At 63.5% G+C, this 26,504-nt stretch carries 24 protein-coding genes; 3 read left to right on the top strand and 21 right to left on the bottom strand.

What is annotated here, in order from left to right:
- Positions 1–48 precede the first annotated feature (48 nt).
- A complete protein-coding gene (locus tag K6M89_RS01250; RefSeq protein WP_222138137.1) occupies positions 49–243 on the top strand; it encodes a hypothetical protein in 195 nt (64 codons plus the stop codon).
- Positions 244–286: 43 nt separating this feature from the next.
- Here the strand turns inward: K6M89_RS01250 and K6M89_RS01245 are convergent, their stop codons facing one another.
- The 3 genes from K6M89_RS01245 to K6M89_RS01235 are packed head-to-tail and all read right to left on the bottom strand — an operon-like array spanning position 287 to position 3,133.
- The gene (locus tag K6M89_RS01245; RefSeq protein WP_222138136.1) at positions 287–1,105 is read right to left on the bottom strand and encodes an ABC transporter ATP-binding protein; all 819 of its coding nucleotides are present in this window, start codon (positions 1,103–1,105) and stop codon (positions 287–289) included.
- Entirely contained in the window at positions 1,098–2,129 is a 1,032-nt protein-coding gene (locus K6M89_RS01240) for a FecCD family ABC transporter permease (protein WP_222138135.1), read from the bottom strand. The genes K6M89_RS01245 and K6M89_RS01240 overlap by 8 nt, the downstream gene beginning before the upstream one ends.
- Positions 2,126–3,133: a FecCD family ABC transporter permease gene (locus tag K6M89_RS01235; protein ID WP_313138501.1), complete on the bottom strand. Its 1,008-nt coding sequence runs from the start codon at positions 3,131–3,133 to the stop codon at positions 2,126–2,128. Before K6M89_RS01235 ends, K6M89_RS01240 begins: the two co-directional genes overlap by 4 nt.
- Before the next feature lie 94 nt (positions 3,134–3,227).
- On the opposite strand from K6M89_RS01235, the gene K6M89_RS01230 reads away from it, so the two are divergent.
- Entirely contained in the window at positions 3,228–4,148 is a 921-nt protein-coding gene (locus tag K6M89_RS01230) for an ABC transporter substrate-binding protein (protein WP_312038655.1), read from the top strand.
- A 25-nt stretch (positions 4,149–4,173) separates the two neighbouring features.
- On the opposite strand, the gene K6M89_RS01225 is transcribed toward K6M89_RS01230, so the two are convergent.
- The 4 genes from K6M89_RS01225 to K6M89_RS01210 form a co-directional block, all read right to left on the bottom strand.
- Positions 4,174–4,896 carry an RNA polymerase sigma factor gene (locus K6M89_RS01225; RefSeq protein ID WP_222138132.1) on the bottom strand — a complete coding sequence of 241 codons (723 nt, stop codon included), beginning with the start codon at positions 4,894–4,896 and terminating at the stop codon, positions 4,174–4,176.
- Positions 4,897–4,935: 39 nt separating this feature from the next.
- Positions 4,936–5,253, bottom strand: coding sequence for a cupredoxin domain-containing protein (locus K6M89_RS01220; protein WP_222138131.1), 318 nt, complete (start codon positions 5,251–5,253; stop codon positions 4,936–4,938).
- Between the two features lie 7 nt (positions 5,254–5,260).
- Positions 5,261–5,782 (bottom strand): DUF4142 domain-containing protein, encoded by a 522-nt coding sequence (locus K6M89_RS01215; RefSeq protein ID WP_222138130.1) that lies wholly within the window; start codon positions 5,780–5,782, stop codon positions 5,261–5,263.
- A 155-nt stretch (positions 5,783–5,937) separates the two neighbouring features.
- A complete protein-coding gene (locus K6M89_RS01210; protein WP_222138361.1) occupies positions 5,938–6,285 on the bottom strand; it encodes a DUF488 domain-containing protein in 348 nt (115 codons plus the stop codon).
- A 195-nt stretch (positions 6,286–6,480) separates the two neighbouring features.
- On the opposite strand from K6M89_RS01210, the gene K6M89_RS01205 reads away from it, so the two are divergent.
- Positions 6,481–7,620: a polysaccharide biosynthesis/export family protein gene (locus K6M89_RS01205; protein ID WP_097581098.1), complete on the top strand. Its 1,140-nt coding sequence runs from the start codon at positions 6,481–6,483 to the stop codon at positions 7,618–7,620.
- On the opposite strand, the gene K6M89_RS01200 is transcribed toward K6M89_RS01205, so the two are convergent.
- From K6M89_RS01200 to tssA, 14 genes are all read right to left on the bottom strand, one after another.
- The gene (locus tag K6M89_RS01200) at positions 7,617–8,531 is read right to left on the bottom strand and encodes a serine/threonine-protein kinase (protein WP_222138129.1); all 915 of its coding nucleotides are present in this window, start codon (positions 8,529–8,531) and stop codon (positions 7,617–7,619) included. The genes K6M89_RS01205 and K6M89_RS01200 overlap by 4 nt on opposite strands.
- The gene (gene tagF, locus K6M89_RS01195; RefSeq protein WP_222138128.1) at positions 8,521–9,894 is read right to left on the bottom strand and encodes a type VI secretion system-associated protein TagF; all 1,374 of its coding nucleotides are present in this window, start codon (positions 9,892–9,894) and stop codon (positions 8,521–8,523) included. The genes K6M89_RS01200 and tagF overlap by 11 nt, the downstream gene beginning before the upstream one ends.
- Before the next feature lie 10 nt (positions 9,895–9,904).
- Positions 9,905–13,381 (bottom strand): type VI secretion system membrane subunit TssM, encoded by a 3,477-nt coding sequence (gene tssM / locus K6M89_RS01190; protein WP_222138127.1) that lies wholly within the window; start codon positions 13,379–13,381, stop codon positions 9,905–9,907.
- Positions 13,378–14,910 (bottom strand): type VI secretion system protein TssL, long form, encoded by a 1,533-nt coding sequence (gene tssL / locus K6M89_RS01185; RefSeq protein ID WP_222138126.1) that lies wholly within the window; start codon positions 14,908–14,910, stop codon positions 13,378–13,380. The genes tssM and tssL overlap by 4 nt, the downstream gene beginning before the upstream one ends.
- Complete coding sequence (tssK, locus tag K6M89_RS01180; protein WP_222138125.1) at positions 14,907–16,247, bottom strand: type VI secretion system baseplate subunit TssK; 1,341 nt, start codon at positions 16,245–16,247, stop codon at positions 14,907–14,909. Before tssK ends, tssL begins: the two co-directional genes overlap by 4 nt.
- On the bottom strand, positions 16,237–17,409 hold the full coding sequence (locus tag K6M89_RS01175; protein WP_222138124.1) for a type VI secretion system-associated FHA domain protein: 1,173 nt from the start codon (positions 17,407–17,409) through the stop codon (positions 16,237–16,239). The genes tssK and K6M89_RS01175 overlap by 11 nt, the downstream gene beginning before the upstream one ends.
- A 10-nt stretch (positions 17,410–17,419) precedes the next feature.
- On the bottom strand, positions 17,420–18,421 hold the full coding sequence (gene tssG / locus K6M89_RS01170; RefSeq protein ID WP_222138123.1) for a type VI secretion system baseplate subunit TssG: 1,002 nt from the start codon (positions 18,419–18,421) through the stop codon (positions 17,420–17,422).
- 20 nt (positions 18,422–18,441) lie between these two features.
- A complete protein-coding gene (gene tssF / locus K6M89_RS01165) occupies positions 18,442–20,223 on the bottom strand; it encodes a type VI secretion system baseplate subunit TssF (RefSeq protein WP_222138122.1) in 1,782 nt (593 codons plus the stop codon).
- Entirely contained in the window at positions 20,216–20,725 is a 510-nt protein-coding gene (gene tssE, locus K6M89_RS01160) for a type VI secretion system baseplate subunit TssE (protein ID WP_222138121.1), read from the bottom strand. The genes tssF and tssE overlap by 8 nt, the downstream gene beginning before the upstream one ends.
- A complete protein-coding gene (locus K6M89_RS01155; protein WP_222138120.1) occupies positions 20,718–21,548 on the bottom strand; it encodes a type VI secretion system accessory protein TagJ in 831 nt (276 codons plus the stop codon). Before K6M89_RS01155 ends, tssE begins: the two co-directional genes overlap by 8 nt.
- Complete coding sequence (gene tssC, locus K6M89_RS01150) at positions 21,545–22,999, bottom strand: type VI secretion system contractile sheath large subunit (protein ID WP_313138576.1); 1,455 nt, start codon at positions 22,997–22,999, stop codon at positions 21,545–21,547. Before tssC (K6M89_RS01150) ends, K6M89_RS01155 begins: the two co-directional genes overlap by 4 nt.
- 4 nt (positions 23,000–23,003) lie before the next feature.
- Positions 23,004–24,485, bottom strand: a complete 1,482-nt coding sequence (gene tssC / locus K6M89_RS01145; protein ID WP_097581087.1) for a type VI secretion system contractile sheath large subunit — start codon at positions 24,483–24,485, stop codon at positions 23,004–23,006.
- A gap of 127 nt (positions 24,486–24,612) precedes the next feature.
- Positions 24,613–25,137: a type VI secretion system contractile sheath small subunit gene (tssB, locus tag K6M89_RS01140; RefSeq protein WP_064684020.1), complete on the bottom strand. Its 525-nt coding sequence runs from the start codon at positions 25,135–25,137 to the stop codon at positions 24,613–24,615.
- 78 nt (positions 25,138–25,215) lie between these two features.
- A complete protein-coding gene (tssA, locus tag K6M89_RS01135) occupies positions 25,216–26,280 on the bottom strand; it encodes a type VI secretion system protein TssA (protein ID WP_222138118.1) in 1,065 nt (354 codons plus the stop codon).
- Positions 26,281–26,504 lie beyond the last annotated feature (224 nt).

Raw genomic sequence — 26,504 nt, 5'->3', positions numbered from 1 at the left:
ACATGAGAGTTTCCATCCTCCCAGGCACAATGAAAATAATGAATGAGAATGGCTGAAATCATCCAGTTCCCAAATCCGGTCTCCGATATCACGTCGAATGCTCATGACCTGCAGACCGCAGCCGGACCATCCGGAGGCTCCGACATTGATCAGATGCTCCAGGCACGCGCCCGCATCCAAAAGGTTCTGCACGAACTCGACAGATTGACCGGTGAGCTCTGCCAGTTGTCTATCGAGGGGTGACAGCGGAATGATTGGTCGGCGCGCTCCTTGCCGGCGAGGCCGCCTACTCGGATGAGGTCTCGGCAAGGCGCAGCGGGATGCAGAGCGGCCGGCCGTGAACAGGATCGGTTATGACCCTTGCCTGCACGCCGAAGACGTCGGAGACCATCGCCTCGGTGACCAGATCGGCGGGCGCCCCCGTGGCGACGATCTCGCCGCCCCTCAGAAAAACCAGGGTGTCGCCGTAGCGCGCCGCGAGATTGAGGTCATGCAGGACGAGGACGACCGTTCTGCCGAATTGCTGCTTGAGACGGTCGACCAGTTCGAGGCATTCGAGCTGGTGGGCGAGATCGAGATGGTTGACCGGCTCATCGAGGCAGATGATGTCGGTCTCCTGCGCCAGAACCATGGCGATCCAGGCGCGCTGCAACTGCCCGCCCGAGAGCGAGCCCAGCCTGCGGTCACGCAGATGCCCGACGCCGGTGCCTGCCATCGCCTGCTCGATCGCTTCCGCGTCGCCGGCGTTCCAGGGCTGCAGCAGCGTCTGGTGCGGATAGCGGCCAAGCCGGACGAGCTCCTGCACCGTCATGTCCTCAGGGGCTGAAGGACTCTGGGTCAAGAGCCCGATCTTCCTGGCGAGCGCCTTATCCCCGAGGCTGTGAAGGCTCAGTTCCTCAAGGAGGATCTCGCCCTTGCTGGGCTTGTGCAGCCTGCGGATCGCTCTCAGCAGGGTGGATTTGCCGCAGCCGTTCGCGCCCGCCAGCACGGTGATCTTGCCCCTGGGGATGGCGAGTGACAGGGAATGCAGGACGTTGACCTTGCCATAATCCAGGCTCAGCCCCTCGATCGATATGACGTTTCCGGTGGTGGTCGCACTAGCCATGGCGCTGGTTTCTCATCAGGAGATAGAGGAAATACGGAGCGCCGATGACGGCCGGAACCGTTCCGGCAGGCACCTCCGTCGGCGAAAAGAGCAACCGGACGATAAGATCCGCGCCCACCAGCATCGACGCTCCGATGAAGAAGCTGCCGATCAGGCCGAAATGGACGCCTCGCCCGATCAGCCGGCGCGCCAGATGCGGCGCCATCAGACCGATGAAGCCGACGCCGCCGACGAAGGCGGCCGAAAGTGCGGTGATGGCCGCGGCAAGGACGAAGATTTGAATGCGGAAGCTCGGCAGGTTGAGGCCGACGCTTCTGGCCGACATCTCGTCAAGGTCGGCCGGCGGCAGCCTGCGGGCGACGATCAGCACGACGAGGGTCAGCGGGAGCATGCCGATCGCCGTGATCCGGATCTCGTTCCAATTGATCTCGTTGACTGCGCCGGCGATCCAGCGGGCGGCCTGTCCTGCCTGGTAGACCGGGCCGACAAGCATGGCGATGACGGTGAGCGATTTGAGCACCGCGGCAACGGCGGTGCCGAACAGAAGCAGACGGATCGCCGAGGCCGCCTGGCGGCCGGCAAAGGCGAAGACGACGAAGATCGCCGCAATCGATCCGGCAACCGCGGCGACGGGCTGATAGGCGACCGAGGTGACGAGCGCGTTCGACTCATTGGAGAGCGCCGCAAGGAAGCAGACGACCGCCAGCGCGGCGCCGTCGACGACGCCCAATATGCCGGGCGATGCGAGTTCGTTGCGGGTGACGCGCTGGAGAAGATATCCGGCGACCGCAAAGCCCCCGCCCGCCAGAACAGCGATCACGACACGAGGCAGGCGGAACTGCAGGATGATGACGGTTTTGCCGCGGATCTCGGCGCCGAGAAGGACGTCCCAAACCTGGGCAAGCGGGATCCAGGTGGAGCCGAATGCCACGCCGGTCGAAGCGACAGCGACGAACAGGAGGACGATCGCCGCGAGCGTCAGGGGAGTTCTGGAGGCGGCGAGCGACCGGACAGGCGAGGTCATGCGGCTCTCCGTTTAAGCAGGATGAGCAGCGTGATGCCGCCGACGGTGGAGGTGATCGCGCCGACCGGAGCTTCGGCGGGATAAATGATGAAACGCGCGAGAATATCGGCCGCAGTCGCATAGATGGCGCCGATCAGTGCCGAGGTGACGATGAGGCGGCGATGGCTGAGGCCGACGAGCCATCGGGCGAGGTGCGGCACGACGAAACCGACGAAGCCGACCGGACCGGCCATGCAGACGCCAGCTCCCGTCAGCAGCGAGACAGTCAGGAACCCGGCCCAGCGCACGACGGCGAGCGGCACGCCGAGATTTGCTGCTGTCGTATCGTCGGCCTGCAGGGCGTCGAGCGGCTGCGCGAGCATCCATGCGGCCGCCAGCCCGGCCAGGACCACGGGTGCGCCGCCGATCGCAAAGGCGATCGGCCGGTCGGCAAACGAGCCGGTCAGCCAGAAGAGCAGGTCCTTGAGCTGGGCTTCGTTGGTGGTCAGGATGATCTGGACGATCGAATATGCCAGACCGCCGACGGTCACGCCGACGAGCACGATGCGGATCGGCGAGAAGCCTCCCGAAGTGGCGGCGACGCCGAAGACGAGCAGGCTGGTCGCCAGTGCGCCCGAAATGGCCGCCACCGACATTCCGGCAATCGAGCCGATCCCGAGCCAGACGCTGGAGGCCACGACCGCGAGAGCTGCGCCGGCATTGATGCCGAGCGTGTCGGGGGAGGCGATGCGATTGCGCGCCAGCGTCTGAGTCAAGACGCCGGCGACACCGAGAGCGGCGCCGACGAGCGGCGCAAGAAGAGCCCGGGGGATGCGCAGCGTGGTGATGACGACGGCGCTTTCCGATCCGTCGAATGCGAAGATGGCGTTCCAGATCGCAGCCGGCCAATATTGCCGATATCCCAGTGCCACACTGGCTGCGACGCAAAGGATGAGGATCGCCGGCAAGGCGATCGCCAGCAATGTCATCGGCCGCGAAGACGTGGAGAGGGGGATAGAGCGCACGAGTTTCAGCTTGACTTTAAGTGGACAATGTATCTCATCTTATGACCCAACCGATTGGTCGAAAAATCATTCAATTGTCAAGTTCGAGGCCTGTGTGCGTACGAAATCCATTCTGCTGGCGGCGTTCGTTGCCATTCTGTCCCTTATCGCCGTAACTGCGGCCGGCGCGCGCGAAGTAACCCATGCCATGGGTGTAACCGACGTGCCTGATGCGCCGAAGAGGATCGTCGTGCTGACGAACGAGGGAACGGAAGCGCTGTTGGCGATGGGCATCAAGCCGGTCGGCGCCGTGCGGTCCTGGCTCGGCAAACCCTGGTACGACCACATCGCCCAGCGGATGGAGGGCGTAACCGTCGTCGGCGACGAGTCGGCCGTCAACCTCGAACTGATCGCTTCGCTCGAACCCGATCTCATCCTGGGCACAAAATTCCGGCAGGAGAAGATCTATTCGCAGCTTTCGGCCATCGCGCCCACGGTCCTTTCCGAACGAATTAGAAGCGACTGGAAAGGCAACATGAAGCTTTATGCGGCCGCCGTCGGAAAACTGCCGGAGGCGGAAGCGGCCTTCAAGGCCTATGACGACCGCGTCGCCGCGATCAGCAAGGCGCTGGGGGATAAAAAGGCCGAAAAGATCTCGCTGGTGCGCTTCATGCCGGGGCGAACGCGGATCCTGCTGAAGGATACTTTTGCCGGCAATGTTTTGAGCCAGATCGGCTTTGCGCGGCCGGTAAACCAGGATCGGATGGAATTCGCCGACGAGGTGACGAAGGAGCGCATGCCCGAATTCGAAGGCGATCGGCTCTTCTACTTGGTTTATGACACCGGTGACGGCAAGACGGCCGCCGCCGCGGCCGACTGGACGTCCGACCCGCTCTGGAAGAACCTGACAGTCGTCAAGGCGGGCAAGGTCGAGGCTGTCGGCGATGCCGTCTGGAATACGGCCGGCGGCATTCTCGCGGCAAATCTGATGCTCGACGATATCGAGAAGATATACGGCCTGCCCGCCTCGCGCTGAAGCGTCGCATGCCGCCTTCCGCGGCTTAATCTGTCTCCGACTTCTCATGACGAAGGGCGGCGACGACACGATCGGCCATGAAAGCACAACGGGCGCCATCGAACGGGAACAGGGCCGAGAAGGCGCCGGACAGCCGTTTTTCGATCGATTGCCGCATCATCTTCCGCGCCCGGTGCAGCCGGGTCTTGGCCGTTTCGGGTCTTATTCCGAGGTGAGCGGCGGCCTCGTCGGTGCTCATGCCCTCGACATCCCGCAGCACGAAGATGGCGCGGAAATCGTCAGGAAGTTCGTCGACCGCATTTTCGAGGAGATGCCGCGCCTGGCTCCGTGACAGTTCGGCTTCCGGATCGGTTGCCGACAAGGAGGAGGGAAACTGGAGTATTTCGCCACCCGGCGATGTCGTCTGCATGTCGATTTCCTCAAGCCCGGCGGTGTTCTTTCGCCGCCGCACGCGGCCAAGCGCCTCGTTGACCGCAATGCGGGTGAGCCATGTCGAAAGCTGCGCATTGCCGCGGAACGCGGCCAGACCGGTGAATGCCTTGATATAGGCGGCCTGGACGACGTCTTCCGCCTCCGCGTCGTTGCGGATAATGGCGCGCGCGGTGCGGAACAGGCGCTGGTTGTGGCGCTGAACGAGGATGCGGATGGCAGGCTCGTCGCCCATTTTCGCCAAGGGTACGAGATCGGCGTCGGAGAGTGCCGATATCTGCTGCCGAAGTCGCTCGGTCGGAACCGGAATGGCTGTCATGGGGATTCTCCGCCTATAGTCTTTGATTGAAGCCCGGCCCTATGGCCGAACGTCCAGTTTGCTGGTCATGGCAGGATGAAAGCGGCAATAGAAATCGACGGCTCCTGCTTTGCTGACCGTCATGCGGCCTTCCGATTTCGGCGGCAGGTCGATATCGAAGCTCTTGTCACGCGCGGTTGCCGTGTGCCTGAATATATCATCGTTTCGCCAGACGATCACATCGCCGACATGCAGCTCGGCCGGCGATGCGCTGAATTTCATTCCGGCGATGCTGACCTGATATTCCGCAGCAAAGGCAATGCCGCTGTCTGTGCAAAGTAGCGCAAACAGCAGCAGCGATTTCGTCAGCAGGCGCATCGCAAACCTACTTCATTGTCGAAGCGAGATGTTCGGCATGCATCTGGTGCTGCTTGAACAGGGTCAGGCCGGTTTCCAAGAGCGACTTGAGCTCTTCATTCTGCGCCGAAGGGATCAGCACCGTGGAAAGCGCCTCGTTGACCGACTGGTGGTAGGCGACTTCGTTTTCGACATAGGCCTTGTCGAATGCGGCGCCGTCGAGCGCGCCCAGTGTCGTCAGTTCCTTGCTCGCCTGGGTCGACAAGGACTGGCTGATGTTATTGTCTTCGGGCGTCACTTTCAGCTTCTTGACGAGGGCGAGCGCCTGCTCGTTGACGGCCTTGTGGTCGCGCTCCATGGTTTTGGCGAATTCGATTACGTCGGCATTCTTGCTCTTCTTCAAAGCCTGTTCTGCAGCGGTGACATCGATCTGCCCGGCCGTATAGGCGATATGAGCGATCTGAGGATCGGTCGGCTTGGCATCGGCGGCCATCGAAGCTGTGCCGAGAGATGCGGCCATGAGCGCGGCGCCCAAGATTCGTTTCAACATGATCTGTCTCCCTTGTGTCCATGTGACTGAATGCTTGCCAGCGGCAACGGTGCCGCGCTTCGGAAGCGAGCATTGGATGCGGAGCGGCGCAAAAGGTTCCCGGAAATTTTTTGACGGAAGGCGACGACTTGTCATCGGCGCCGGTCACAGCTGCTTCAGTCCTTGCAGATGAAACGCTGCAGCACGATCGCGTGATTGTGGTGCAGGTCTTTCGCAGCATAGAGAAGTGTAGCGTCCGATTGCCCGATCCGGCGCTCGAGCTCCTCGACGCTCGCTGAATTCTTTTTCAACTCGTCCCGATAACGACGCTGGAATTCGGTCCATTTGGCCGGATCGTGGCCAAACCATCGGCGCAGCGCGGGGCTTGGCGCGATATCCTTCAACCAAATATCGACTGCGGCATCCTGTTTGCTTATCCCGCGCGGCCACAGCCGGTCGACCAGAATGCGCGTGCCGTCTTCGTCTGTCTTCGGCTCGTAGATTCGCTTGATGTGCACAGCCATTTTACTCATTCGCAGGGGTTCAAACCAATCTCGACCGAATAGGCGGGCGAAGGATTTGGTTCCATATGGTTGCCAATTAGCCACAGCTGTCTGCCTCTAAGCTGTCACAATTGATTTTTCGCGCGTAACTGGTATTGCTCGGTCGTCTGCCGTTGCTATTTTTTGATTCTCTCAATATTGCCAAAAGGATACGTGATGCGAAAGTTGGCGCCGTTCATCGTTGTCGCGGTACTCAGCGCATGTGCCCGGCCATCGGATGGCCCAACTGCCGGTGGTTTCTACAACGCCACCTCACCGCAAACCAACGAGCGAATCCCGGTCGTGAGGTTGTCGGAAGCGCCGATGGGCCAGGTTGCCGTTACTCCGCTTGCCTATGCTGCCAGCGATCCCGGGCTGAGCGTCATGCGCTCGAACGGATTTGCCGACACGCGGCTCCGGCGCGGCGACGTCATCGACGTGACGATTCTCGATCCCGGCGAGGATGGGCTTTTCTCCTCGACTGAGAGCAAGACCCTCAATCTCGGCCGCTTCACCGTTGATTCGACCGGCAACGTGACCCTTCCCTTCATCGGCAAACAGCGCGTGGTGGATTCCTCGACCGAGGCGCTGCAGACGCGCATCGTCACCGGCCTGAAGGGCTCGGCCGTCAATCCGCAGGCTGTCGTCACCGTGGTCGACAGACCCTCCAGCGGCGTCACCGTCAATGGCGACGTGCGCTCCGCCGGCCGCTTCCCGCTCACCGCGCGCAAGGAGCGCGTGCTCGACGCGGTGGCACTTGCCGGCGGCGCTTCCTCCGATCCGGGATCGGCCACCGTCACGCTGATGCGTGGCAAACAGCGCGCCACCGTGCCGCTGCAGCGCGTCATCGACGACAGCAAGCAGAATGTCTATCTGCTGCCGGACGACCAGATTTATGTCGACAAGGATTCACCGACCTTCACCGCCTTCGGTGCCTTCAAGAGTGTCGGCGAGTTCGAATTCGAGCCGGGCAGGCTGACGCTGGCCCAGGCGCTCGGCCGGGCGGGCGGGCTGCTCGACGACCGGGCTGATGCCAGCAATTTCTATGTGCTGCGCAATCAGCCGGTCTATACGCAGGTGGCGGCGGCGAATGCCAAGACTGCCGCGCCGGTCGTGGTGAGCAGCAAGCCGGTGATCTACCGCGTCAATATGAAGGATGTTTCCAATCTGGCGCTGATGCAGCGTTTCCAGATGATGGACGGTGATATCATCTACGCCAGCAATGCCAGCCTAGTGGACTTCGCCAAGCTCTTCAACGTCTACCAGAAGAGCGTGCCGACGGCCGCAGCGCCGATCCCCGGTTCGAGCGGCAACTAAAAATCGACTGGACGTTCCGCGGGGCCGCCGAGCAGATGCAAGGCGGCCTTTGCATTTTCCGGCCTGTCTTGCGGATCCCGCTGGGACAGGCGGATCGCCAAAGCCTCCAACCTCTCGTCGTGTTGCGTGCAATGGCTGAGCAGCAGGGACAGCAGGAGCCCGGCCGCGTAGAGATCGGATCGTCCGTCGAGCCGTTCGCCCGCCGTCTGTTCGGGAGAGGCGAAATCCGGCCGGCCGGCAAAAGCGAGATCGAATTGGCGATGCCGGCATCCCGCCTCGAGCGCCACGCCGAAATCGGCGATCTTCAAACGAGAGAAGTTCCCTTGCGATAGGAGGTTGAGCGGCGACAGGTCGCAATGAATGAAACCGGCGGCATGGATCGCGTCCAGGCCGGAAAACACCGATGTCATGAGCGAGGCCACGTCGCCAGGGAACAGCGGCCTTTGCTGCAAAAGCTCCGCAAGCCGGCTTCCGATCCATTCCATGACGAGGGCAGGGCGTCCGTCGGCAAGACGCAGCATGGTTTGCGTCGCGGCAATGTGGGGATGGCGCAGCGCCATGCCGATTTCCGCTTCGCGCAGCATGAGTTTCCTCAGCACGGGATCGTCGGCATGCTCGGGCCGCGGCATCTTGATCGCGTGAAGCGTTCCGAGATCGCGATGCCGGGCGCGGTAGACTTGGATGGCCGCGCCATCATGAACCAGCTTCTCCAGCACGAAGCTGTTGGCAATGATTGCGGTATCCAACTCACTGAGGCGGGCCTCGCCCCGGTCAAGTGCATCCCGGACCCTGTCTATCAGTATCTTTCGGGTGTCCGGCGAATACGCCTTGTCCGCATTCAACGCCTGCCAGAGATGCGAGAAGCGCCGCGCGATCTCCTCGAAAGCCGCTTCCGGAGGGTCATGGCTCATCGGTCTTCACGTCGATCACAATGGCGCTGAGGTTGTCGCGGCAATTGGCGATCAGTCCCTCCTGAACGAGGATGTCGGCCGCTTTTTCGATTGTTGCGGAAAGGAGAATTTCGGCGATGCTGCGCTCGGACAGGGCGCTCGGCAGCGGCGCGCTGCAAAGCAGGAGCCGGTCGCCGACTTGCAATCCGCCGGAGAGGACTTCCGGAACGAGATGCCCGCGCAGTCCGATCGCGCGCGACAGTGTGCGCCGCAGGCCGATCTCCACATGGTCGCGGGTGAGGCAGCGCATCATGCCGTCCCGCAGAAGATAGCAACGGGCATCGCCGGCCCAGAGCAGAGCGCAGCTCTCCTGCAGCGTGGCCAGCACGACGATACTGGCGGCCGCCGGCTCGCGAGTCTCGGAAAGATAGGCCGACTGAAGCAGGCCGTGGGCACGGCCGAGCTTGCCCTTGATCTCCTGCACCAGAGCTTCGATCGTCTGCTGTTTGACGGTTTCGGCCAGCACATGAACCGCGATCTTGCCGACATCTGAGGCAGCGTTGCTGTCACCGACGCCATCGGCAACGGCGAATAGCGAGGGCGTTTCAGAAACGAGCAACGCATCGGCATTGACCGAGAGCCGCGTGCCGGCGTGCGTGGCATGACTGTGCCGCAAGACGAGAGGATGATGCGCTTCGATGCCGACGGGACGCGGTGTCTCCGTCGTTTCGGCTTGCGGGCCTGCCGAAGCGGCCGGGGAGCTGTCATGCAGCAGTTTGGAAAAATGCCCCGGCTCGGGGGCACCGCTGAGACGAAAGCCTTTGGCGCGCCGCTCTTCGGGACTGATCCGCCACCAGAGCGTGCCGCGGTTGGAGGCGTCGTTCTGCAGTATCTCGTTTTCCGCGAGGTCGGCCGGGCGCAGGGTCCGCAGCCGCTTCAGGCTTGCGGCGAAATGGTTGATGTCGAAATCCCGTTTGGCCGAGCTTTCGGCGATCGCCTCGGCCGCCGTGAACCACGTGTCGTCGAGATAGAGCTGGCGTGGATGCTCGACAAAGCCATGAAGCTGCGCGGCGATGACGAGGGGAAAACTGCGCCCGACGCGGTCGAGGCTGGGCAGCAGCACGCCGGCAACGGTTGCCGGCCCCCAGAGACCGCGCTCGATAATGAAACGCCATGCCGGCATCGAACGGAAGCGGCGTTTCCAATCCTCGCCGTGTTCCTGCTGCGCCGCCTGCATCCCGGCCTGCATCCAGGCATCGAGCGCAGATTGCAAGCTATGGCCGAGGCCCATCGAAACGAAATCGCCATGGCTCGGCAGCTTGCCGTAAAAGCCGATCCTGTCGGTTTCAGCAGGATTTCGCTCGAGGGTGGCGCGCTCGTTCATATCAGCCCGCTCAGAACTGTGCCGGGCATGAGAAGGCGCCGAGCGCTTCCAGCCGGAATGGGTTGAGCACCGAACCGAACTGTACGTCGAACTCCGCTGCCCGCCCGTCCTGCTGGAATTTTGCCCGGAAGAGATCGTCGCCCTGTATGGTGACGCTGGCATCGTCGAACAGCCGGAAGGGCGACCAGTCGCCGTTCTCCGTCAAGGCCTGCTGCCAGCCGCCCGGCTGGAAGGCGATGCGCGAGGCGTTGCTCGCTTCCGTCGACGGCCAGGTGATCGATTTCGACTGGATCGGCCCGTGGAAATAGACGACGCGTTCGCCTTCGATCTCCAGCATCACCGCGCTGGCGGCATCGGTCAGCGACACCGGCTTGATGTTGATCGTGATCGACGGGTTCTCGCTGCCGGCCGGGAAGAAGGCGCGATTGATCTTGTCGGCATTCTCGAACTGGGCGATCGCCGCGCTCGGAATGCTCGCCGCCCCGAAGGTGCCCTTCCAGCCCCATGGCGAAGCGCTGGTATCGACGAAGGCTTCGAGCTTCTCCTTGAAGAAGGTCTTGAACAGGCCTTCCGGTCCGAACAGCCTGACAAAGTCGCTCATCGCCACGTCACGCGGGGATTTTCGATCGAAGGGATAACGGCCGGCGACAACGTTCGAGCAGAAGCCGGCACCCTCGGCGGCCCAGGCGTCGCTGATGCGCGAACGGGCGGATTTGACCGCCAGCGATCCGACATCGGCGGCGAGTCCTGCCATCCATGTATCGACCGGCGCCGGCAGCTTGCGGGCCTGTTGCAGCAAGTCCTGGTTGGCGTCGGTCAGCTGGCTGTCGACGTCGAAGACCTTCGCCACTTCGGCGGTGGAGGTCGTCGCCCGCGAAAGCTGCTCCTGTACCCTCTGCAGGATCGGTTCCAGCTGCCCGATCTCCGAGCGCGGCGCCTCCTTCGATTGGTCGGGAAGCGGCGACTGGCCGGCCGGCGCCTTCAACGCCTCTCGCAGATTGCTGAAGGGATCGGGCGCATTGGCGGCACTGCTCAGAGCCATGGTTGAGTCGGTTAAACTGCCGCCTGCAGCCGAGGCGATCTCGGCGCCGGGGCCGCGCAGATCGGTGGCCGCGGCGATCGAGTTCGCGATCGCCTCGACGGGGCCGGGCTTGCCGGCCAGGATGCGGGTGGTCTCCGCCGCATCGCTGATCGTCTGCGAGGGTTTGACCCTGATATCGGTCAACAGCGTCGACCAGCGTTGATCGAACTTGTCGAAATAGAGCTGAAGTGTGGCCTGGGCGACGGTGTCGACCGTGACGCCGGCGGAATTGGGATCGCCGCGAACCCATTGCTCGTCGAGCGCCTCGCGCGCGGCCTCGCTGATCTCGGGCAGAACGACCGTCCGGTAGCCGGTCGCGGAAAAAAGGCCGGGGATGCTCTCGCCTAGCGGCGCCTTGGAGGTCCGCTCGAATGCCTGTTCGCCGAGCGGACCGAGCGCGCCGGCCGGGCTCCAGCCGGGAAGGGCGCGCGAGGCGCGGTATTCCGCCAGGATCTCATAGGCGCGGCTGGCGATGTTCTGCGAGCGGATGATTTCGCGCGCCTTGGCGATCAGCGTCTTGTCGAGCTCGATCGGCGGCAGCACGCCGCGCGCCATGGCTCCCGCATGGGTGATCAGCGCGTTACGCGCCGCGGCACGGCCTTCGTCGGGATAGAGCCCGGTGAACATGTCTTCCGCTTCCAGGGAGGCGAAATCCACATTCATCGGGCCGAGCCCGCCAAGCATGCCGTAAAGTTTCAGCGCGTCGAAGGTGCGGGTGACGTCGGTGGTCTCTGTCATCTCCTTCTGGAGCTGCACCAGCATGCGCGGCAGGAGCAGCGTGTTCAGCGCCCGCTGATAGGCCTCGCGCTGGCGGCTCGCGACCTTGCCTTCCTGGTCGAGGCCGAGGCTCACCGGCCAGAGGCGGGTCTTGGAAAAATCGGTGCTGACGGCGGCGAGATTGTCGAGCGCCGGCAGGATGCGCAGGAAGTCGGCATCCGAAACGTCGCGCACCGGCACGCCGCGCACCAGCTGCTCATAGGCATCGATGCGTCTTTCGGCGGCGGCGAGCGCCGTGGTGTTCTGGATGTAGGTGGCTGTCCAGCTCGTCAGCACAACGGCAAGCAGCAGCACAGCAGCGGCGTAGGCAGCCCGGCGGAACAGCAGCTGCCGGCCGGAAAGCCGCTTGTCACGCGCGACCAGCGAGGCCTCGCCGAAGATCACCTCCTTGAAGAGGCGCGAGAGAAAATAGCTGCGCCGCGTCCGGGGGACGGCAACCGTCTCGTCTCTCTGCGTGCCGGAGGCGAAATAGATGCCGCGTAAGAGTGGCGCTTCCACCAGTTTCGACCCGGAGCAAAGCTCGGTCACGACCTCCTGCAGGCGTTCTTTCAAAGAGACGAGTTCGGCCGGGAAGCGGAAGATGCGGCCGCGCAGCTCTGGATTGGGCTCCTGCTGCAGGCGTTCGATCAGCATGGCGTCGACGCGCTGCTGGAGCAGGGTGAATTCCTCCATGAAGCGTTCCGGGAGGTTCACCGCCTTGTAGCTCTCGTCGAGCCCGAAGGTCGTGCCCCAGACCTGCTCGCGGTCGCTCTTGTTGAAGCCGTCGAAGAACTCGACGAAGCCGGTCAGGAGATCGGCCTTGGTCAGGAGCAGATAGACCGGCACGCGCGCATGCAGGAGTTCGTCGAGCTCCGACAGCCGCTGGCGGATCGCTCTGATTTCCTCGCGCTGCGCTTCGGCATCGCGGGTCAAGAGATCGCCGATCGACAGCGTCACCAGCGCGCCGTTGATCGGCTGCGACCGGCGATATTTGCGCAAGAGGCCGAGAAAGCCTTCCCAGCCGGCCTTGGCGGTGCCGTTCAGATCGTCCTGCGTGGTGTAACGGCCGGCGGTATCGATGAGGATCGCCTCGTCGGTGAACCACCAGTTGCAGTGGCGCGTGCCGCCGATGCCCTGCACCGAATTGCTGCCGAGCGCATCGCCGAGCGGGAATTTGAGGCCGGAATTGCTAAGCGCCGTCGTCTTGCCGGAACCCGGTGCGCCGAAGATCACGTACCATGGCAGCTCGTAAAGATAGCCTAAGCGTCGCTTGGTGATGCGGCGCAGGAGCTGCAGGGCCTCCTTCAGCCGGCCGTGGATCTCGCTGATCTCAGCCTGCTGACTGGCCGCCGCTTCGGCCTCGGCGTCGCGCTCGATCCCTTCGACGAGCTGCTTGTCGCGGCGGCGATCGCGGATCACGGTGAAGAGGAGGTAAGCGAGCCAGGCAGCGAGCACGATGCCGATCAGCGTCAGCCGCGCCGAGGTGCTCGCCAGCGGCTTGAAGTCGCCATAGGCGGCGAGATAGCCATAGAACCAGATGACGACGCAGATCGCCGCCACCCAGATGATCGAGATGAAGCGGCGGCCGAGAAGGCCGGCATAGGCCTCTACATAGGAGCGTAGCGTGTAGAAATAACTTAAGGGATTCATCGCGAAGCGCCTCCTGCGGCGGCAGCCGGTGCATTCGGTCTTTCGGCCTCGATCGGCGGTGTCTTGAAACCGGCGTCACTCAGCCGTTCGCTCGGATCGGTCAGCACCAGGATCTCGGTGCGACGGTTCATCTCCCGGCCCTCCTGCGTATCGTTGCCGGCGATCGGATCGCTGTCGGCGCGTCCCTCGGTCAGGATCGCGCCCGGCCCGGTGAACGACGCCAGGATCTCACCGACCGCCTTGGCCCGGGCTTCCGACAGGTGCCAGTTGGATGGGAACTGGATCGTGCGGATCGGCACATTGTCCGTATAGCCCACGACGACGGCGCGGAATTTCTCCGCGGCGAGGGCGCCGCCGATCCGCTGCAGCAGATCGTGGAACTTCTCGCTGACCTCGGCGCTGCCGGTAGCAAACAGGCCGGAATTGCTGATGCGCACGAGCAGCCTGCCGTTCGAATCCGACAGCGTGACGAGTTTCTTCTCGACCTCCGGCTGGAGGAAGGCGAGCAGATTGTCGAGCCGGCTCGGCGGCTTCACCTGCGGCGGCGGAGGCGGCGGCGGCGTTTGCGCGACGACAACAGGCGGAGGGTCGCGCGGCGGCTCCGGCACCTTGACCAGCACGCTTGGCGTCTCGCGTGGCGGCAGGTTGGCAAGGCGCTCGAAAGTGCCGTCGGAGGCGCGGTTCAGCGAGAGCGTGAAGAACAGGTAGCCGAACGCCAGGATCAGCGTCAGGACGGAAAGCAGCGTCCAAAGGGCGGCGGCGGTGCGCAGCGGCTGGTGCCGGGCGGAAACCCCCTTCCAATGCGGGGAAAGCTCTCGCTCGAAGACCCCGTATTGGCCGAGCAGTGTCTTATAGAGGCTGTCGCGGATGCGGGCGAGCTCCAGCGCGCCGCGCGCGGAAACGCGGGTGCGGCCCTCGAAAGCGAGCGACAGGCAGAGATAGATGAGGAGCAGCAGGTCCTTGTTGGCGCCGGGGCTCTGGTGGAAATGGTCGAGCAGGTCGAACACACGTTCGCCGCCGGTCACGTCCATATGGAAGGTGGAAACGAGGCCAGAGCGCGCCCAGCCGGCGCGCACGCCCCAGGCTTTGCTGAGCACGACGTCGTCGACCGTCGCGCAGACGACGTAATGAGCGGCGCGCGCCCGTTCGGGGCTGATGCGCGCGCTCGCGAGATCCCGCTCGTAGCGGCCGACAGCCGCGATCGCCACGGCTCTCAGTTCATCGATATCGGGCTGCTCTTCCGTGTAGCGCAGGCCATGGGCAAGGTTGAGCAGCGGTGCGGCCGAGCGCACCAGGGTCGGCACGTCTTCGGCGCCGAAGCGGAAATCCCGGACGAGTGTTTCGACCGATGCTCCGCCCGTCGCAGGCTTTCCCGCCGGTCCCGTTGCCTTCTCGCCTTCGGGAAAATCAAGAACGTCGTCCAGCATCTCCGCCATCTTGCGGGCGGATTGCTTTTTCTTCACGCCATCCTCGGTGAGTTCGACGATGGTCGGCAAGCTTTGCCAGTTGGAAGCGGGTTCGTTCTTCATTCTCTAAGGGCCCACAGTTCTATTTCGAGCCCGGGGAAATCGCCGGCAAGATGCACGGCGATGGCGCCGGAGGTATCGAGTTGTTTCCAGAGCGGATTCTTGGTGTCGAGTTCGAAGTAGATGGTGCCGGAGCGATAGGGGAGCTGGCGCGGCAGCACCGGCAGCGGCCGTACGGGAATGCCCGGCAGCGCCACGTTGACGAGGTCGGCGATCCGTTCGACCGGGCCGACCTTGATCTGCGCCGGCAGCTTGCGGCGCACGTCCTCGGCCGGCATCTCTGCCCGGACCGCGAGTACGAAGCCGGCATCGCGAAGCAGGGTGCGGTCGTTGATCGTGCCGATCCTGACACCATGCCGGCGTTCGGCAAGCTCGATCGCGACCGCCGCCTGTTCGAGCACCGAGGAAAGCGACGCGCGCAGATCGTCGAAGACGGCAGCGAAGGTCGCCTTCAGGTCATCGTGCCGGTAGGGCGGGAAGTCACTGGCGCGCTTGCGTTCGGTCGTGAAGGTGGCGAGTTCGCCGGCGAGCTGGATGCAGTGCTCGTAAAAGACGATCGGGTGGATGCGCGTCGCATTGGCCGAGATATGCTTCAGCATCGGATCGGCGCGGTTGAGGATCTGCAGGAGCAGATAGTCGCCGACCTCCGCCGTGCCGCGGATGGTGGGATCGCCGATGCGTTCGGCGATGGCTTCGGCGCGGTGGCGCACGATGCCGAGAAGCTCGGTGATCAATTCGTTCAGCCGGCCGGCGGCCGTGCAGTTGAGGCTCGGCAGGATGTAATCGGAATCGAGAATGACAGCCCTGTCGGAACGGACTTCGATGATGCGGGCAAGCCCGATCAACTCATAGCCGGCAAGCTCGTCGCCGGTCCGGAGATAACGCAGGCTGAGGCGGCCGACATCGATCGGCGCCATGAAATCGGTTTCGACATTGGCGTCGGGCGCTTCGTAGGGCGATGCGACGAGCCGGACGCTGTTGCGCGCGGCGCCGCCATTCAATGCCACATCGGCCTTGCCCGGCTGACGGGCGGGAAGCGCCAGATAGACGATCGCATTTTTGGTGTTCTCGTCGAAATCGAGCGGCGGCGGCAGGTCGGCATCGACAGGCGCTTCGAACGGCGTCCCGTCGGGCAACACGCCGCGCAGGTTCGACAGCGCGAACTGCCCGATCGCCAGCGCGCCGCGGTCGATGCCGATCTCCGATATCCCCCAGGGATAGGGCGCCAGCCCATGCGTGGCGGTGCGCACGAGCCGTTCGGTCCAGCGGTCCGCCTGCTGAAAATGCTGCACGCGAAGGAACATGCCCTCGCTCCAGGCCACCCGGTTCTCATTCCTCATGATGCGCGTCTTGTCCTTCCTGGCTGTCTTGCGGACGAGGCCCTGTGTCTCTGCCGTTGATCGCGGCCATCATGGCATCGCGAAAAATGTCTTGGATCGACCGGCTTTTGCCGTCTTTTTCGAATTGCGCCCGGTAGGCCCGCCAGTAGTTCCGGTCCCGACGCCAGCCGCCCGTCTCGACACGCGCTTCCAGGCTGCGCGGCTCCAGCTGGCCCGCCGCCTGGGCGAGAGCGACGAGCGCGGAACTGAGCTTGAGCTGTTGGCCGAGCAGGGTCTCGATGCGGGCAAGCAGTGCCTCCTCCCTGTCAGGGAAGCCCGGCTGGCTGCCGGAGGGCGGTGCATTCATCTCGAAGACGCCATAGGCACTTTCGACAGCCTCCTCGAGCCGGCCGAGCAATGGCTCCAGCCTGTCGGCGAGGGCTGCAGGCCGGCCGATGATCAGCGCCGGAAAACCGTCGGATTCGGGCTGCGGGTCGTTGTCGTTGACGATGTCGGTCAGCGGCGCGGCCCGGCGCTGGGCGATGGGGGCTGCGACATGGGTGGCAGAGCCGTGTTCCAGATGGCTGCCGTACTCGGTCTCCTCCGAATTCCAGTCTTCCGGCAGAAGCTGGGTCATCGTGCGAATCTCCGGGGGGCCGCTCCAGCCGATCTCGACATTGCGGGATGACGCCGCGCCTTTCTTGCCGGTCTGTTCGGAAAGGCTCCAACCATCGGCCGTGCGCTCACCGAGAATGCCGTTTGCGGTATGGCCGCCCGGCGCGATGTCGGCAAGGATTGCGGAAATGGTCAACGGTTCGTCGCTCAAGACGAGCCCGGCATCGGGGTCCTCGATCTCGCGATCCCTGTCGCCGGAGATGTGGACGGAAAAAGCAAGTCCGCCGATCTCCAGCCGCGACCTGTCGGAAAGCCGGGCGATTTGACCTTCATGCACGGCAACGCCGTCGACGCGGGAGCCGTTGGCGCTCTGGTCGCGCAACAGGAAGCCGTCGCGGTCGCGCTCGATGATGCAATGAAGCTTCGAAATCGAGCGCCTGTCCTCCGGCAGCTGCCAGTCGCAATCGGGCGCCCGGCCAAGCGTACGCCGGCCGCGTTCGAAGAACCATTTCGGCCGGCCGGCCGTTGTCGCCGCGTCGCCGGTGATCTCTCTCAGTTCGAGCCGCATCCTCGCCTCCTCACCGCATCTCGGCCGACAGGCGTTCGACGATGATCGCATCGCCGCTGTCCTTTGCCGCCGGTGCGACCCTCGCCCAACTGTTCCAGCCGAGACGTGGCGGATCGCCTGCCTGGCCGAGCCGGCAGAAGGGAACGTCGTCCTTCCTCAGCACGACCTGTATGTCGAATTCGAGCGCCGAGCCGACATAGAGCCGGGTCAGGGCGAAGAGTTCGGTGATGGCCCGTCCGCCCGGCGCAAGCGTGAGATAATCGGCATAACCGAGCGGGCCGATGACGACGCGAAAGCCGCCGCTGAAATCGTGGACGGCCGCACCGGCCGTGGCATTGACCCCGAGCTGCACGCCCTGCGGCTGGCCCATCTGGCTGCGCTCTTCCGGCGGAATGCTCAGCCAGCGGCCGCGGAACGGTTCGATCTCCACCGGCAGGCCGCTGAATTCGGTCAGCATGGCGCGGAGGTTGACGGTATTGCGGTTGCGCGCCGCGAAGAAGCCGGAAAAGCGCAGGATCAACTCCTCGTCGACGCCGCTCTGTTCGACGAGCCGCTTGGTGCCGAAACCGGTGAGCGCGAGCAACGTCGTGACGAAGGCGTTGCTTGCCGAAGCACCACCCCAGCGCAGGCGCCTCGCAATCCGGTATTTCTCACAGGCGTCGGCGAAGAGCTCCGCCATGCGCGCGCCGAAGAGATCGAAGAAGCTCGCCAACCCCCGCGACCGGTTGCGCTCCTCGCGCATGACGAGTTCGTTATAGGCCGATGGCATGGAGCCGAGCGCGCCGACGAGGCTGGCAAGCGCGCTGCGCACGGTGGCGCGGCCGGCCTTGCGCCTGTATCCGCTGATTGCAAGCGGCGCCGGCGAGACACCGACATGGGAGGCGACGTCAAGCCGTCCTTCGCCCACCGACGCCTGCGCGACACGAAACGCCGTCACCGGCTCGAAGCGGCCGGGGTCGCGTTCGAGCAGGTCGGTAAGCGCGTCTGGCTTGCTGGCGGCTTGCATGTCCATGATCGACTGGCGGTCCTTTCTCAGAGAAGCGGGCGTTCGGCGGCGCGCGCCGGCCAGCGGGCGATCGGCCTCGACTGTCCCTTCATGCCGACAGTGAGCCGGGTGAAGCTGTTGACCGAGGTGTAGAGGCTGAAGAAGCGGTCGAGCACGCTGCCGAACAGGAAGGCCGACGGCCGGTCGATGGCGGCCGGATCGAATTCCAGCGCGATCTCGGTGCCGGGCACCATGCCGCCGCTGCCGAGACGGGCGGTCGAATTGGCGGCCTTGATCCTGACCAGCGCATCGGCGAACTGCTTGGTCTCGGGGCTATCGCGGAAGGCGTAGAGCGACAGGATGTCCTTCAATGTGGCTCCCTCATTGTCGAACAGCGACAGATGATTGAGGAGGAGATGCGACATCAGTCGCCAGTTCCGGCCATCCTGATCGTTCATTCTGACCGACGGTGTAGGCGGGATCAGCGCCTCGACGCCTGCGACCGCCTCATGGCCGGAGGCGAGATGCAGCAAGGGGTGGCCGCCGCCGAAGGGAAGCTGTTCCGGCAGGTCGCGGTTGAGGCAGAGCGTATCGACGCTCGCCACCGCATCGACCGGGCCGGCCGACCGGCGCTGCCGATCGACGAAGGCGATATCCATATCGCTGGTCCTGTCGTCTTCGTCGAAACGGCGAGAGGCCTGCCAGTAGGTCGCACTCGCGCCTGCCCGTTGCGATCGTCCGAAGAAGGGCTGGCAGAATTCCTCCTGGCCGCGCGATCCGGTCAGCAACACGCGGTCGATCGAGTAAATCTCGCGGGTCTTCTGACGCCGCGCATCCGGCAGGAGACGGTATTCCGTGCGGGTGCCATCGATGGCGATCGGCTCGCAGACCTGGCGAAACAGGTTGACGACAGGCGTGGCGTTGAGCGCGAAGTCGCGGGCCGAAACCGCCCGCTCCAGCTTCGCGTCGCTTTCCTTGAGGTAAACGAAGAGCTCCAGCGTTTCCCCTCGCCAGGATTCGAGCCCTTCGATATCGAGAAAAAGAAATTTCCGCGGCAGAGCGAAAAATTCGGTGAGCAGCCGGTAGCCGATGAAGCTCGGCGCCGGATAGGGCAGCATGGCCTGTTCCGGCTCGAAGCCGACGGGTTTCAGGTTCCCTGCCGGCAGGAAGGTCGGCGAACGGTCGTCTGCATGTTTGGCAAGCGCGATGCCGAGCGTGTGGTTGGCAAGCAGTTCGTAGATCGCCACGGCCTGCTGCCAGGCAGAGGGAATATGCAGGCGCAGCCGGCTCAGGCCGAGGCTGCCCAGGGGCTTTCGGGCATCGAGAGAGCGGATGGAGAGCTTGAGGCAGCCGGCAACGCCGGCATAGGACGAAAGCGGCGCATTGATCGGCTGGCCGGAAAGCACAGCGCCCGCGATCTCGATCGGCGCCATCTCGACGTCCTGCGTGGTGCGGAAGCGGCAGGCCTCGCCTCTCACCGGCTCGGCGAGCACCTCCGTGTGGCGGGGCACGGTCTGGACGGAGGCGAGCGTGTCGCTTGGGCGGAACTTGACGATGCTCATCGAGGGCAGGGGTGCGAGATAATGCGGATAGAGCGTTTCAAGCAGGCCGTCGGTCAGTTCGGGAAATTCGTCGTCGAGCTTCTGACGCACGCGCGCCGCCGAATAGGCGAAACTCTGGATCAGGCGTTCCACATGCGGGTCGTCGGCGACGTCACCGGTCATGCGCAGGCGTCCGGCGATCTTGGGGAAAGCGTCGGCAAAGCGCGCGGCCCGTCGCCGCAGTGCCAGCAATTCCTCATTGTAGCGGTGCAGGAAACCTTCAGCCATGCGCCGCCTCCACGAGGACACGCTGGGTCGACGGATCGATGGTCGATTCGAAGCTGATCGGTGGCATGCCCTCATGCAGACGGAAGGTCGCCTGGATGCGCATGCGCAACGCCCGCTCCGTCATCGTCCGGCTTTTCAGGATCGTCACCCTGATATCGGCAAGCCGCGTCTCGAACAGCGCAACCCGCCGCTCGATCGCTTCCGCGAGCTTGAGCTTCGCCTGGTCGGTCATCAGATTTGCCGAGACGATACCGTCGACGCCATAGCTCACCAGCGCGTCCCGCAATTCGGAAAGGGCCGTCGGCGGCGTCGTCGGGCAGCGCCGCGTATTGAGCAGCGCTTCGAGATCGCGGCGGATCGCCTCCCTGACCTCGCGGACCTGGTCGACGAAGCTCGTCGGCGGATCGACGGCGCGATCCGGAGCCTGGTCGATCAGCCTGTCGAGGATCGACCGGGACAGGACCCGGTCGCGCAGCCGGTAGCGTTCGAGCGGATCAACCATGCGCGACCTGCCTGCCGGCAGAGCTTGCCGGCACGATCTCCAGACTTTGGGTGTCGTGGAAGGAGACGAGTTCGTCGCCCGCGAGGAAGCAGCGCTGGCCGCGGCCGGTGGTGATGCCGCTCGCTTCCTCGACCCATTCGGTTTCGCGTCCGAGCCTGAGCGCCGCATCCTTGCCGGTGCCATGATAAACCGCCGGCAGAAGCACCGACGCGGCTGCGCCGTCGATCAGGGTCAGTTCGGCGCGCCGGAAGGCGAGATCCCGCGGCCGGGCAATCGGCTCGATCGACAGGGCTGATATCTTGGCGAAGTCGATCCAGAGATAGCCGCCTCCGGTCATGATGACTTCGAGCGCGTGTGGCGTGCGATCGTCGAGGTCGCGGAAATCGGAGACCGCCCTGTCGTTCCAGATCAGCGGGCGCTCGCTTCTGAGTTCGTCGAGCGCAGCGAGCGCGGTCTTCGCCGCCTCGGCATCGCCATCACGATGGGCGATGCCGAGGCGGACGGCGAGCTTATCGAGTTCGCTCGGTCCCTGCGGAAACTCCGGCACGCCGCCGCTCGCAAACCAGGCGTCGCGCGCCGCCATCGCCCGAAGCTCGTTGCGCAGCAAGGCGAAACCCATCGTCGCGTCGGGGGAGAGGGTGGCGGCAAGGCTGCACTGATTGTCCGCCCGCTCATATTCTCCGGCAAGAACGAGAAGATCGATATAGAGATGCCGCGCCTCCTGATCCGATGGTTTGCCCTTCAGATGCGTCTTGACCTCCTCGAGCGCGTCCTCGAGGGCGTTGTCGCTGAGCGATCGGGCGATGCTGGCGGAAAGTGTCATGCGGACATCCTCTCGGGTATGGCGACCGGGCGGCTCAGAATCTGGCCCGTGGTTGCGGTCTCGGCGATAAGGTGGAAGCTGGTGGCAACGTCATCGAGCTGGAAATGCGGCTGCAGCCGGACCGTACAGGAGAAGCTGCCGGGCTTGCCCGGAATATCGGCGACGCCGATGCCGGCCGAGCGCAGCGGGAAACGGGTGCGCAGCGCGATATCGGCATCGTCATTGCCGAGCGTATAGGCGGTCAGCCAGTCCATGAGCTTGCGCTCGATCGAGATCGCATCGGAGAGCTGGCCGATTTCGTCGCGCATGATGACCTTGAGATAATGCGCGAAACGCGAGGCGCAGAGCACATATTGCAGCATGGCGGCGAGGCGGGCGTTCTGGCGTGCATGCTCGTTGGAATAATGCGGCGGTGCATGCAGCGACTGATTGGAATTGAAGATCGCCGAAGAGGAGAGATAGGTGGTCGCGGCAGGGATGATGCCGAGATCGCACAGCTGTTGCTCCTGGCCGCTGGTCAGCTGGATTTCGACCGGCGCCTGGGCGGAAAGCCCGTTGCTCTCCGTGCCGAAATCATAAGGCGGCAATTCGCCTGCACTCAGCAAGCCGCCGTCGACGGCATCCTGCGTGACGCCGCGGATCTCCGCAAACCAGCCGGACGCGATGAAATTGCGAATGACGACTGTCGCAAAGGCGAAAGCGGCATTGCCCCAGAGCAGCGAACTGCCATCGGCAGCAATGCTTTCGCGGAAGGGAAAGCCGTCATTGCGATCGCGCGCATGCGGCGCAAGCGGCGAGCGCATCAGGATGCGTGGCGCGACAAGCCCTAGGAACCGCGAATCTTCTCGGGCGCGCAGACCGTTCCAGCGGATGCGGTCCGTCTCCGTGGCAAGCCAGGAGAAGTCGTTGACCCGGTTCAGCTCGTGAAAGTCTTCCAGCCCGATCGAGAGCGGCGCCGCACCCGCGATGAAGGGGCAGAAGGCGGCAGCCGCCACCATGCCGATCTGCGACAGCGTGCTGACCGGATCGCCGTCGGCGGGATCGTGCGGAGACAGATGGTAGTCGCCGACCAGCATTCCGAAAGGCTCGCCGCCCGGCATGCCGAACTCGCGGCTGTAGATCAGTTCGAAGAGGTGGCTCTGGTCGAAATCGTTGGCACGCTCCATGCTGCGCGCGAGCTCACGCCAGCTGACGCTGAGAAGCTTCACCTTCACCTCGCCGCTGCGGCTTGCCTCGCGCACGAGCATGGCAAGGCCACGCCATCTCGCCTCCATCGCCTGAAAATCGGGATGGTGGAGGATGGCATTGACTTGCCTGTTCAGCGCCTCGTCGATCAGCGTAATCAGCTGATCCGCCCGGCGCCGCCATTCAGTGCTGGAACCCATCGTCGACCTGACCAAATGTTTCGCAAGAGCTTGGCGCGGCGGAAAACCGCCGCGCCGGACTCTGATTTCATCAGTTCTTCGAAGGAATCCGGGCGACCATGCGCAGCGAGGTCGTCAATTCCTCCATCTGCAGCCACGGACGCATCCAGGCCACGGCGTTGTAAGCGCCCGGCCTGCCGGGGATCTCCTGGACGGTGACCTTTGCCTCGCGTAACGGATATTTCGCCCGCGACTCCTCGCCGGCGTCGTCATTGGCGTTGACATAGTTGGAGATCCAGCGATTGAGCCAGGCCTCGCAATCCTCGGCCTCCATGAAGGAGCCGATCTTATCGCGGCCCATGACCTTGAGGTAATGGGCAAAGCGCGAGGTCGCCATCATATAGGGCAGGCGGGCTGAAACGGCGGCGTTGGCGGTTGCCTCGGGCCGGTCGTAGAGCTTCGGCTTGTGCGCCGTCTGCGCCCCGAAGAACACCGCGTAGTCGGTATTCTTGTAGTGGCAGAGCGGCAGGAAGCCGAGCTTGCCGAGTTCGGCATCGCGGCGATCGGTGATGCCGACTTCCGTCGGGCATTTCAGATCGAGATCGCCGTCATCGCTGGAGAAGATGTGCATCGGCAGGCCTTCGACCTTGCCGCCGTTTTCCGCGCCACGGATGGCAGTGCACCAGCCATTCTTGGCGAAGGCTTCGGTCAGCCGCGTGCCCATCACATAGGCCGCGTTCATCCAGCAATAGGAGCCGTGCGGCAGTTCGCCGGTCTTGGAGCCGCCGGTTTCGTCGAAGTTGAACTCCTCGATCGGGCTGGTCTTCGGGCCGTAGGGCATGCGGGCGAGCACACGCGGCATGGCGAGCGTCACGAAGCGGGAATCATCGCTGTCGCGTAGGCTGCGCCACTTGGCGTATTCGACCGTCTCGAAGATCTTTTCCAGATCGCGCGGTTTTGCCAGCTCGCGGAAATCCTCGAAGCCGAACATGCGGGGGCTGGCCGCCGAGATGAACGGGGCGAAGGCGGCGGCGGCGATCATCGAGACGCCTTGCAGAAGCTGGACGTCGTCGAAGGAATTGTCGAATTCATAGTCGCCGATCAGCGCGCCCATCGGTTCGCCGCCCGGTGTGCCGAACTCGTCTTCGTAGACGGACTTGAAGAGCCTGGACTGGTCGAATTCGACGGCCTTGGCGAGATCCTTGGCGACGTCGCGCTTGGAGGCGTTGAGCACGCGGATCTTCAGGTTGGCGCTGGTCTCGGTATTCTTGACGAGATAATGCAGGCCGCGCCAGGCGCCTTCGAGCTTGGTAAATTCCGGCGACTGCATGATCGCCGCGAGCTGGCTCGAGATCGCCTTGTCGATCTCGGCAATGGCGTTGTTCAAGGTGATCGTCAGGTTACGATCATAGGTGACGGTGCCCTTCAGGGCTTGATCGGTCAGGGTGCGCAGAAGATCCTGCGCACGGTCGGGCTCGGTCTGGCGGGTTGCCGCAACGACCTTCGAGAGCAGGTTCTCATCGGGTGCGAAGCCTACGTCTTCCTTTGTCTGCAATTGCGTTTCGGCGGTCATCTATCGATCCTTTTTTGCGAAAGCGGCGGCCCTCGGGCTATGAGGGGTTCCCTTCAAAGGGGCCGCTGCCGGACAACGACTCTTCAGGAATTCGCGCGGGCCGCGATCGGCCCGCGATCCCAGGCACTCAGTTCAGAACGTCCTTCGCCTCTCCGGCTTTGCCGCCGCCAAGCTGGGCCACCAGCTGCGAGAGATCGGCCTTGTTCTGCAGGATGTCCTCGAGCAGGCGCTCGAGCTCCTCGGAGCGGTCCGCCTTGCTCATCAGGTCGCGCAGCTGGTTGCGGGCGTTGAGCAGGGCCTTCAGCGCCGGCACCTGATCGACGACCGCGCCGGGTTCGAAATCGGCCATGCTTTCGAATTTCAGCGAAACCGGAAGCTCCGTTCCGTCCTTTTCCAGGGTGTTCTCGACCGAGAGCGTGAGGCCCGGCGTCATGCGGCGCATGACGTCGTCGAAATTGTCGCGGTCGATCTGCACGAACTTGCGCTCGCCGAAAGCCTTGAGCGGCTGGGTGGGATTGCCGGAGAAGTCACCGAGCACGCCGACGACAAAAGGCAGCTCCTTCACCACCATCGCGCCTTCGGTTTCGACTTCATATTTGATATGGACCCGCGGCTTGCGAACCCGTTCCAGTTTCTCATGTACACTTGCCATCGAGGCTCTCCTTCGTCTCATCGGCGGATTACGAATTGCGGATGCTCCAGATTGCGGCCGGGCAGGGCCCTCAGGCCGCTAGCCTCCCTTGTCGGTTGCGGGCTGTATGCCGGCCGCCGTCAGCACTGCATTGCGCGTGTGCTGCTCAGGCAGGAGCTCGGCAAGTAGCTCGGAAAAATCCATGCGGCCGCGGCGCACCAAGGTCTCGATCGACATGGAGATCGGTGAATGGGGTTCGGTGCGACGGAAATAGCGCGCAACGGCAGCGAGCAGTTCGAAGGCATCTTCGCGTGAACGAATCAACTCCGCGCCGACGGGCCGCATGCGGACGGCCTCGGACTCACCGATATCGGTTGCCGGCAGCGGCTCCGAGCCTTGCGAGGGAGGGGTTTCGGCGATGGCCGAGGGAGCCTCGATGCCGGCGAGCATCCGGATTGCAGATGCCGCTTCCTGCAAAGCATTGCGTGTATTCGAGCTCGGCGGCGCCTGATCCCCGCAGTGTTGATCAAGTATTTCGATCATGCTGTCGAAAGCGGCGATGCACTCTGTCACCACCCTGAGATGGGCCGACATCTGTGCGACACCGGCTTCTGCCGCCGCCTGCTGCAATTCCTTGCGCCGCTCGGCTTCGTTCGACCGCTGCGAAAGCTGGAAATCCCAGAGCGAAAACTGAGCGAATTTTCCGTCCGGGATCAACGAAGTCAAACGAATAGCCTGGATAAGCGTTCCTTCGCCGCCCACGCCGTTAAGACCCGCAAAGGGAGCGAACCGCTCCTCGAAATCGCTGTCTCCGATCGAGTGCAAAGTGTCGAAATGCTTGTCTAAAAGCGACGCGGTTGCAACATATACGTCGCGCAATCCTGAGAAGCCGCGCAGCCGCAGCTGCGCTTCGGCGAGCCAGGCCAATACTTCTATGTCCTTGCTCTGGGAAGAAAGGATTTGCAATCCAAGATTGCTAACATCGTGCCAAGCTGGTGCAAGCGTAATAACGTCGCCCGGTGAAATACTACGTTCGGCTGTACGCGCGGCGTTTCTGGCGTCTTTAATTCTATAGTATATTTCACGTGATGCAGTATTGATCCGAACGTTTTCTCCGCACGGATAATTTTGTTCAAGTGGATCTATGATTTCTCTGACATTCACGCTGTTAAATACCCCAAAAATCTAAACATACTGCGGCAGGGTCGGCATTTTGTGCGGCTTGTATTGGCTTGTCAACCATCTCCCGATGATGACGGATTTATGACGACTACTGTAATGCTCATTTTTAAAAATAGAGTCCTTTTTCTTCTGGACAAGGGTTTATGAGCGCCCTAGTTGTTGCTTCGCATCACGAGGACGCACTGAATTTCGTCGAATAAACGGGA

Source organism: Rhizobium croatiense, assembly GCF_019793465.1.
Lineage (GTDB): Bacteria > Pseudomonadota > Alphaproteobacteria > Rhizobiales > Rhizobiaceae > Rhizobium > Rhizobium croatiense.
Note: the sequence above shows the minus strand (reverse complement) of the source record. Positions and strands in the feature narration are given on the sequence as shown.

Excerpts from the sequence above, each read along its gene's own strand:
- K6M89_RS01250 (WP_222138137.1), top strand. The coding sequence starts at position 49 with ATGGCTGAAATCATCCAGTTCCCAAATCCGGTCTCCGATATCACGTCG.
- K6M89_RS01245 (WP_222138136.1), bottom strand. The coding sequence starts at position 1,105 with ATGGCTAGTGCGACCACCACCGGAAACGTCATATCGATCGAGGGGCTG.
- K6M89_RS01240 (WP_222138135.1), bottom strand. The coding sequence starts at position 2,129 with ATGACCTCGCCTGTCCGGTCGCTCGCCGCCTCCAGAACTCCCCTGACG.
- K6M89_RS01225 (WP_222138132.1), bottom strand. The coding sequence starts at position 4,896 with ATGACAGCCATTCCGGTTCCGACCGAGCGACTTCGGCAGCAGATATCG.
- K6M89_RS01220 (WP_222138131.1), bottom strand. The coding sequence starts at position 5,253 with ATGCGCCTGCTGACGAAATCGCTGCTGCTGTTTGCGCTACTTTGCACA.
- K6M89_RS01215 (WP_222138130.1), bottom strand. The coding sequence starts at position 5,782 with ATGTTGAAACGAATCTTGGGCGCCGCGCTCATGGCCGCATCTCTCGGC.
- K6M89_RS01210 (WP_222138361.1), bottom strand. The coding sequence starts at position 6,285 with ATGGCTGTGCACATCAAGCGAATCTACGAGCCGAAGACAGACGAAGAC.
- K6M89_RS01205 (WP_097581098.1), top strand. The coding sequence starts at position 6,481 with ATGCGAAAGTTGGCGCCGTTCATCGTTGTCGCGGTACTCAGCGCATGT.
- K6M89_RS01200 (WP_222138129.1), bottom strand. The coding sequence starts at position 8,531 with ATGAGCCATGACCCTCCGGAAGCGGCTTTCGAGGAGATCGCGCGGCGC.
- tagF (WP_222138128.1), bottom strand. The coding sequence starts at position 9,894 with ATGAACGAGCGCGCCACCCTCGAGCGAAATCCTGCTGAAACCGACAGG.
- tssM (WP_222138127.1), bottom strand. The coding sequence starts at position 13,381 with ATGAATCCCTTAAGTTATTTCTACACGCTACGCTCCTATGTAGAGGCC.
- tssL (WP_222138126.1), bottom strand. The coding sequence starts at position 14,910 with ATGAAGAACGAACCCGCTTCCAACTGGCAAAGCTTGCCGACCATCGTC.
- tssK (WP_222138125.1), bottom strand. The coding sequence starts at position 16,247 with ATGAGGAATGAGAACCGGGTGGCCTGGAGCGAGGGCATGTTCCTTCGC.
- K6M89_RS01175 (WP_222138124.1), bottom strand. The coding sequence starts at position 17,409 with ATGCGGCTCGAACTGAGAGAGATCACCGGCGACGCGGCGACAACGGCC.
- tssG (WP_222138123.1), bottom strand. The coding sequence starts at position 18,421 with ATGGACATGCAAGCCGCCAGCAAGCCAGACGCGCTTACCGACCTGCTC.
- tssF (WP_222138122.1), bottom strand. The coding sequence starts at position 20,223 with ATGGCTGAAGGTTTCCTGCACCGCTACAATGAGGAATTGCTGGCACTG.
- tssE (WP_222138121.1), bottom strand. The coding sequence starts at position 20,725 with ATGGTTGATCCGCTCGAACGCTACCGGCTGCGCGACCGGGTCCTGTCC.
- K6M89_RS01155 (WP_222138120.1), bottom strand. The coding sequence starts at position 21,548 with ATGACACTTTCCGCCAGCATCGCCCGATCGCTCAGCGACAACGCCCTC.
- tssC (WP_097581087.1), bottom strand. The coding sequence starts at position 24,485 with ATGACCGCCGAAACGCAATTGCAGACAAAGGAAGACGTAGGCTTCGCA.
- tssB (WP_064684020.1), bottom strand. The coding sequence starts at position 25,137 with ATGGCAAGTGTACATGAGAAACTGGAACGGGTTCGCAAGCCGCGGGTC.